General features: G+C 72.3%; 6 protein-coding genes. 5 read left to right on the plus strand and 1 reads right to left on the minus strand.

Going from position 1 to position 7604, the window contains the following annotated elements; genetic code table 11:
- Positions 1–8 precede the first annotated feature (8 nt).
- Complete coding sequence (rhaI, locus tag LNK82_RS39985) at positions 9–1169, minus strand: L-rhamnose isomerase (protein ID WP_230572073.1); 1161 nt, start codon at positions 1167–1169, stop codon at positions 9–11.
- Positions 1170–1380: 211 nt separating this feature from the next.
- On the opposite strand from rhaI, the gene LNK82_RS39990 reads away from it, so the two are divergent.
- The 5 genes from LNK82_RS39990 (at position 1381) to rhaS (ending at position 7383) form a co-directional block, all read left to right on the plus strand.
- The gene (locus LNK82_RS39990; RefSeq protein ID WP_230572078.1) at positions 1381–2391 is read left to right on the plus strand and encodes a LacI family DNA-binding transcriptional regulator; all 1011 of its coding nucleotides are present in this window, start codon (positions 1381–1383) and stop codon (positions 2389–2391) included.
- A gap of 283 nt (positions 2392–2674) precedes the next feature.
- A complete protein-coding gene (locus LNK82_RS39995) occupies positions 2675–4189 on the plus strand; it encodes a sugar ABC transporter ATP-binding protein (protein ID WP_230572074.1) in 1515 nt (504 codons plus the stop codon).
- Entirely contained in the window at positions 4186–5229 is a 1044-nt protein-coding gene (locus LNK82_RS40000) for an ABC transporter permease (RefSeq protein WP_372470777.1), read from the plus strand. Before LNK82_RS39995 ends, LNK82_RS40000 begins: the two co-directional genes overlap by 4 nt.
- Entirely contained in the window at positions 5219–6247 is a 1029-nt protein-coding gene (locus tag LNK82_RS40005; protein WP_230572075.1) for an ABC transporter permease, read from the plus strand. Before LNK82_RS40000 ends, LNK82_RS40005 begins: the two co-directional genes overlap by 11 nt.
- A 50-nt stretch (positions 6248–6297) precedes the next feature.
- The gene (gene rhaS / locus LNK82_RS40010) at positions 6298–7383 is read left to right on the plus strand and encodes a rhamnose ABC transporter substrate-binding protein (RefSeq protein ID WP_230572076.1); all 1086 of its coding nucleotides are present in this window, start codon (positions 6298–6300) and stop codon (positions 7381–7383) included.
- The last annotated feature ends 221 nt before the right edge of the window (positions 7384–7604 follow it).

Genomic DNA, 7604 nt, shown 5'->3' on the forward strand with positions numbered 1-7604 from the left:
TCGGGAGGTCAGACCCAGCCGGCCTGCGTGCCGCCGACGCGCGCGGCGGCGATCTCGACGGCGTAGCCGGACGCGCGGTAGGCGGCCATCGGGTCGCGGGGGAGGCCCTTGGCCTCGCGGCGGTCGGCCAGCACGCCGCGCACGTCGGTGTGGAAGGCGTCCATCAGCACGTCGTGCGCGCCGATCACGTCACCGGCGTCCTGGGCGGCGGCCAGCGCCCCGGTGTCGACGAGCAGCGCCTTGGCCAACGCCTGCTCGACGTTGAGGACCGACCGGACCTGGCCCGCGATCTTGTCCTCGATGTTGTGGCACTGGTCGAGCATGAAGTTCACCCCCGACTCAGGGCGGTGCGCGCCGACCGCGACGATCTCGACCATGATCCGGAACAGCTGGAACGGGTCGGCCGACCCCACGATCAGGTCGTCGTCGGCGTAGAAGCGGGAGTTGAAGTCGAACGCGCCGAGCCTGCCCGCCCGCAGCAGCTGCATGACGATGAACTCGATGTTCGTGCCCGGCGCGTGGTGGCCCGTGTCGAGCACGACCTGCGCGCGCTCGCCGAGCGCCTGGCAGTGCAGCAGGGCCGTGCCCCAGTCGGGGATGTCCATCGCGTAGAAGTACGGCTCGAAGAACTTGTACTCCAGCAGCAGCCGCTGGTCGGGCCCCAGCGCGGCGTAGATCTCCGTCAACGCGCCGGCCAGCCGGTCCTGCCGGGCGCGCAGCGAGTCCTGCCCCGGGTAGTTCGTGCCGTCGGGCAGCCACAGCTTCAGGTCGGCCGAGCCGGTCTGCGCCATCACCTCCACGCAGTCGAGGTGGTGCGCGACGGCCTTGGCCCGCACGCGCGGGTCCGAGTGCGTCAGCGAGCCGAGCCGGTAGTCGTCGTCCTGGAAGAGGTTCGAGTTGATCGCGCCGATCCGCACGCCGTGCTCGTCGGCGTGGGCGGCCAGCGCCGCGAAGTCCTCGACCCGGTCCCACGGGATGTGCAGCGACACCCGCGGTGCGAGCCCCGTCAGGGCGTGCACGCGCGCGGCGTCGGCGATCTTCTCGAACGGGTCGCGCGGCGTGCCCGGTGTGGTGAACACCTTGAACCTGGTGCCGGAGTTCCCGTACGCCCAGCTCGGCACCTCGATGGTGAACCCGTCGAGTTCCGACAGCACCTCCTGCAGGGACATCACGCGTTCCTCTCGGCAGCGGGGTCAACCGGTGTGGCGCCGACGGTAGCCGACCTTGGAACGTTTCACAACGGCCCTGACGAGGGTGAAATCGGTCGACCGGCACACCGTTGTCACCCTGCTAGGCTTCGCCGGAACGCAGGTTCGGGGGACGTTTCAGCTCCGACTCGCGTCGCTCACGAAGGAGGGTGGGGCGGTGTCCGCGCCGAGCATGAAGGATGTCGCCGCGCACGCGGGCGTGGCCGTTGGCACGGTGTCGAACGTGCTCAACCACCCGGAGCTGGTCGCCGAGAGCACTCGCAAGCGGGTGCAGGACGCGATCGCCGAGCTGGGCTTCGTGCGCAACGAGTCGGCGCGCCAACTGCGCGGCGGCACGAGCCGCACCCTCGCCTACGTCGTGCTCGACACCCGCAACCCCTTCTTCACCGACGTGGCCGCCGGCGCGCAGCAGGTGGCGGAAGGCGCCGGTCTCGCGATGTTCCTGTGCGACGGCGGTGAGGACCCGACCCGCCAGGCCAGGTACCTCGACCTGCTCGAGCAGCAGCGGGTGGAGGGCATCCTCATCACGCCGGTCGACGCGGAGGACCCGCGCCTGGCCGCGCTGGCCCGCCGGGGGACGCCGGTCGTGGTCGTCGACCGCGGCGCGGGACCGGACCGCTGCTCGGTGTCGGTGGACGACGTGCTCGGCGGCGACCTCGCCGCGTCCCACCTGCTCGACGCCGGGCACCGCCGGATCGCCTTCGTCGGCGGTCCGCGCTCGATCGGCCAGGTGGCCGACCGCCTGACGGGCGCCGAACGGGCCCTCGCCCGCGCCGGCGCCGAGCCGCTCACCGTGCTGGAGACGGCGCGCCTCGACGTCGCCGAGGGCAGGCGGGCGGGTGAACGGCTGGCCGGCCTGCCCGCGTCCCGGCGTCCGACCGCCGCGTTCTGCGCCAACGACATGCTCGCGCTCGGCCTGCTCCAGCAGGCGGTCCGGCTCGGCCTGCGCGTGCCGCAGGACCTGGCGATCGTCGGCTACGACGACATCGAGTTCGCGGCCGCGGCGGCGGTGCCGCTGACGTCGGTCGCCCAGCCGCGCCAGCTCCTCGGCCGCACGGCGGCGGAGATGCTGCTGGCCGAGGCGCGGCACCCGAAGGGGCACGTGCACCAGCAGCGGGTGTTCGAGCCCGAACTGGTGGTGCGCGAGTCCACCAGCATGCGTCGACTGGACGGCGTCGCCTGATCGGGTGACGGGACCGCCGAGTGCCGTCCGGATGTCTTCCCGGTCCGCGGGAGTGGCGTCCGGGAGCGTTTCCAGATTAGAAGTGACGCGCGGTCGCGCGCGGAAATTGCGCGCATCTTATTGAAACGTACCATCGTCACCGCTGCCCGTTTGAGCACGATGCCGCAACGATGAACAACTCATCTCCGCGGAGTTGTCGGCCCGCCATTGACGATTCCTCTGAACTGCCCCTAGCCTCCCGCATCAGCACCGCATTGAAACATTTCAGTGAAGGAGGCGCCGGATGGGTCGAGAACACGCGACTCCGCTGCTGGAGGTGCGGGGTGTCTCCAAGTCGTTCGGCGCTGTGGCGGCCGTCCGCGACGTGTCGTTCCCGCTGCACGGCGGTGAGGCGCACGCGCTGGTCGGGGAGAACGGCGCGGGCAAGTCGACCATCGTGAAGATGCTCGCCGGCGTGCACGAGCCCGACGCGGGCGCGATCGTGCTGGAGGGCGAGGAGCGGGGGCTGGCGGGGCCCGCCGCCGCGCAGGCGGCCGGCATCGCGGTGATCTACCAGGAGCCGACGCTGTTCCCGGACCTCTCGGTCGCGGAGAACATCTTCATGGGCCGCCAGCCGCTGGGCCGGTTCGGGCGCATCGACCGGGCGGCGATGAGGGCCGAGGCGGTGCGGCTGTTCGACCGGCTCGGCGTCCGCCTCGACCCGGACCGCCCCGCGCGCGGCCTGTCGATCGCCGACCAGCAGCTGGTCGAGATCGCCAAGGCGCTGTCCCTGCACGCGCGCGTGCTCGTGATGGACGAGCCGACCGCCGCGCTGTCCGGCGTCGAGGTGGAGCGGTTGTTCGCGGTGGCGCGTGCCCTCTGCGCGGAGGGCGCGGCGGTCCTGTTCATCTCGCACCGCTTCGACGAGGTGTTCTCGCTGTGCCAACGGCTCACCGTGATGCGCGACGGCACGTGGGTGTCCACCGACCCGGTAGCCGACCTGACCGTCGACCAGGTCGTGCGGCGGATGGTCGGTCGCGACGTTTCGACGCTGTTCCCCAAGGAGGACGTCGATCCCGGTGACGTCGTGCTGGAAGTCGACGGGTTGAGCAGGCGGGGCGTGTTCTCCGACATCGGGTTCTCGGTGCGGGCGGGCGAGATCGTCGCCCTCGCCGGGCTGGTCGGCGCCGGTCGCAGCGAGGTGGTGCGCGCGGTGTTCGGGATCGACCGCTACGACGCGGGCGAGGTCCGGGTGGCGGGCGAGCGGCTGCCCGTCGGAACGCCGGCCGCCGCCGTGGCCGCCGGGATCGCGGTGGTGCCGGAGGACCGCCGCCAGCAGGGGCTGGTCATGGAGATGTCGATCGAGCGCAACGCGACGCTCACCCGCCTGAAGCCGCTGGCCCGCTTCGGCCTGCTCGGCGGCGGGCGCGAACGCCGTTCGGCGCGCGAGTGGACGAAGCGGTTGCAGGTGAAGTACGGGCGGCTGGCGGACGCCGTCGGCACCCTGTCCGGCGGCAACCAGCAGAAGGTCGTGCTGGCCAAGTGGCTGGCGACCGGCCCGAAGGTGCTGATCGTCGACGAGCCGACGCGCGGCATCGACATCGGCACGAAGGCCGAGGTCCACCGGCTGCTCTCGCGGCTGGCGGCCGACGGCGTCGCGGTGGTCATGGTGTCGTCCGAGCTGCCCGAGGTGCTGGGGATGGCCGACCGCGTGCTCGTCATGCACGAGGGGCGGATCGCCGCCGAGCTGGGCCGCGCCGAGGCGACGGAGGAATCGGTCATGTTCGCGGCCACGGGCCGGAAGGGGGCTGCCGCGTGAGCGCCCGGCCGACGGCCCCCGCGCCACCGGCGAAGGCGGACGAGGGCAGGACCCGGTTCGTCCGCAAGCTCTGGCTGGCGCGGGAGTTCGGCATCGTCGTGGCGCTCGCGCTGCTCGTGCTCGTGACCGCGGTGGACAACCCCGCGTTCCTGTCGCCGCAGAGCCTGCGCGACCTGGCGCTGGGCGCGGCGATCCTGGTGGTCCTCGCGGTCGGGCAGACCGTGGTGATCATCTCCCGCAACATCGACCTGTCGGTCGGCGCGGTGCTCGGCCTGGTCGCGTTCGCGACCGGCAAGCTGCTCAGCTCGGCGCCGGGCACGCCGATCGTGGTCGCGGTCGGAGTCGGCATCGGGCTGGGCGCGGTGTGCGGCGTGGTCAACGGCGTGCTGGTGGCCGCGGCGCGGGTGCCCGCGCTGGTGATCACGCTCGGCACGCTCTACGCGTTCCGCGGCATCGACCACTCGTGGGCCCAGGGCAGGCAGATCAACGCCTCCGACATGCCGCGCTCGTTCCTCGGCCTCGGCACGTGGACGGTGCTCGGCGTCCCCGTGCTCGCGGTCATCGCCGTCGTCGTGATGCTGGTCGTCGGCTTCTACCTGCGGTCCTACCGCAGCGGGCGCGAGCTGTACGCGATCGGCTCGGAACCCGCGGCCGCACGGCTGTCCGGCATCCCGGTCGGGCGCAGGGTCTTCACCTCCTTCGTCCTCTGCGGCGCGCTCGCCGGTCTCGCCGGTGTGCTGTACGCGGCGCGGTTCGGCACCGTGGACGCCACCGTCGGCACGGGCATCGAGCTCCAGGTCGTCGCCGCGGCCGTGGTGGGCGGCGTGGCGATCTTCGGCGGCAGCGGCAGCGTCTACGGCGCCGCGCTCGGCGCGCTGCTGCTGACCACGATCGGCAGTTCCCTCGCGGTGCTGCGGATCAACCCGTTCTGGCAGCAGGCCGTGGTCGGCGGCCTGATCCTCGCCGCGATCGGACTGGACCGGCTGCTGGCCGTCCGGACGGCGAACCGCTTGCGAGGGAGGTCGTCGCATGGCGCGTGACACGGTGGACGACGTTGCGGGGTCGTCGGCCGAACCGGCCGCGGGCGTGCTGCGTTCGGCGTTGGTCCGGTGGGACACCGCGCTCCTCGTGGTGCTCGCCGCGGTCGTGGTGGTCGCCGGGGTGCTGGTCGAGGGGTTCGCGAGCGGGCGGAACCTCCAGTTCCTCCTGCTGGACGTGATCGCGATCGCGTTGATCGCGCTGCCGTTGACGCTGATCGTCATCACCGGCGAGATCGACCTGTCGGTGGCCAGCACGCTCGGGCTGTGCAGCGCGGTGATGGGCCACTTGTGGGTGGCGGGCCTGCCGCTGGAGCTCGTGGTGGTGCTGGTGATCGGCCTCGGCGCGGTGCTGGGCGCGGTGAACGCGGTGTTCGTGACCAAGTTCGCGCTGCCCTCGCTCGCGGTGACCATCGGCACGCTGGCCGCGTACCGGGGCCTGGCGTTCGTGGTGCTCGGCGACCAGGCCGTGGCCGACTTCCCGTTCCGCTGGACGGACGCCGCGAGCAGCACCGTCGCGGACGGCGCCGTGCCGTGGGCCGCGGTGATCACGATCGTGCTCGCGGTCGTGTTCGGCGTGGTGCTGCACGCGACACCGTTCGGCCGGTCCCTCTACGCGATGGGCAACAACGCCGAGGCGGCCACGTTCGCCGGCATCCGCGTCGCCCGCGCCAAGTTCTGGCTGTTCGTCGCCTCCGGCGCGGTGGCGGGCCTCGCCGGGGTGTACTGGACGCTGCGGTTCGCCAGCGCACGGGCCGACAACGCCGCGGGCCTGGAGCTGGCCGTGGTCGCCGCCGTCCTGCTCGGCGGTGTCTCGATCTTCGGCGGTCGCGGCACGTTGCTCGGCGTGCTGCTGGGTGTGCTGCTGCTCGGCGCGGTCCGCAACGCCCTCCAGCTCGCCGACGTCGCCGCGGACACATTGAACGTCGTCACCGGCGGACTGCTGATCGCCTCGGTCGTGGTGCCCAACGTGGCGACCATGGCCCGTGCCCGATGGCGACGGCGGAGCCGCACCCCATGACCCCGCAGACCACTCGCGACAACGAAGTCACCGCCGAGAGAGGGAGAACCATGTCCACCCAGCCCAAGCGCACCCTGCGCCTCGGCCTGATCGCCACCACCGTGGCGGTCGTGCTGGTCGGCGCCGCGTGCGGTGGCACCACCCGCGGGTCCGAGGACAACGCCAACCCCACGGGCAACCGGGCCACCGGCCAGGCCGACCCCGACGCGCCGCTGGCCGAGGGGCTCGACGTGGCCTTCCTGCCCAAGCAGATCAACAACCCGTACTTCACCGTCGCCGACGGCGGCGGCAAGAGCGCCACCGAGGAGTTCAAGGGCGCGTACAAGGAGGTCGGCCCCTCGGAGGCCAGCGCCTCGTCCCAGGTCAGCTACATCAACACGCTGTCGCAGCAGCAGACGGACGTCATCGTGACCTCCGCCAACGACCCGAACGCCATCTGCGGCGCGCTCAACAGCGCGCGGCAGGCGGGCGCCAAGGTCGTCACCTTCGACTCGGACACCAAGCCCGAGTGCCGGGACGTGTTCGTCAACCAGGCGACCGCCGAGGGCATCGCGCACAACCAGGTCGAGCTGATCGCCGAGCAGATCGGCGGCGAGGGCAGGATCGCGATCCTGTCGGCGACGCCGAACGCGACCAACCAGAACGCGTGGATCGAGCTGATGCGCGAGGAGCTGAAGAAGCCCGAGTTCGCCAAGATCGAGCTCGTCACGGTCGCCTACGGCAACGACGAGGACCAGAAGTCGTTCCAGGAGACCCAGGGCCTGCTGCGCTCCTACCCCGATTTGAAGGGCATCGTCTCGCCCACCACGGTCGGTGTCGCGGCGGCGGCGCGCTACCTGTCGGGCTCGGAGTACAAGGGCAAGGTGGCGCTGACCGGACTCGGCACGCCGAACCAGATGCGCGAGTTCGTCAAGGACGGCACGGTCAAGGCGTTCGCCCTGTGGAACCCCGCCGACCTCGGCTACCTCGCCGCGTACGCCGGCGCCGCGCTCGCGTCCGGCCAGATCACCGGCGCGGAGGGGCAGAAGTTCAAGGCGGGCAAGCTCGGCGAGTACACCATCGGCGCGGACGGCGTCATCGTGCTCGGCCCGCCCACCGTGTTCGACCAGGGGAACATCGACCAGTTCGACTTCTGAGCCCGTGGGGGGGGGGGGGGGGGGGGGCCCGCCCCCCCCCCCCGCGCCCGCGGCGCCGCGGGGGGGGGGGGGGGGGGGGCCCGCGGCCGCCCCCCCCGGGGCGCCCCCCCCCCCGGGGGGGGGCCGGGGGGGCGGCTCCGCGGTTCACGTCACGCGGCGGTGCCGGACGCGCCTACCTCGACGGGTAGGTGATGTTCGGGCGGGGCGGTGCGGCCATGTTC

The organism is Saccharothrix luteola (assembly GCF_020859565.1).
Taxonomy (GTDB): domain Bacteria; phylum Actinomycetota; class Actinomycetes; order Mycobacteriales; family Pseudonocardiaceae; genus Actinosynnema; species Actinosynnema luteola.

Coding starts and splice junctions, on each gene's coding strand:
- rhaI (WP_230572073.1), bottom strand. CDS start 1,169: ATGTCCCTGCAGGAGGTGCTGTCGGAACTCGACGGGTTCACCATCGAG.
- rhaS (WP_230572076.1), top strand. CDS start 6,298: ATGTCCACCCAGCCCAAGCGCACCCTGCGCCTCGGCCTGATCGCCACC.
- LNK82_RS40005 (WP_230572075.1), top strand. CDS start 5,219: ATGGCGCGTGACACGGTGGACGACGTTGCGGGGTCGTCGGCCGAACCG.
- LNK82_RS39995 (WP_230572074.1), top strand. CDS start 2,675: ATGGGTCGAGAACACGCGACTCCGCTGCTGGAGGTGCGGGGTGTCTCC.
- LNK82_RS39990 (WP_230572078.1), top strand. CDS start 1,381: ATGAAGGATGTCGCCGCGCACGCGGGCGTGGCCGTTGGCACGGTGTCG.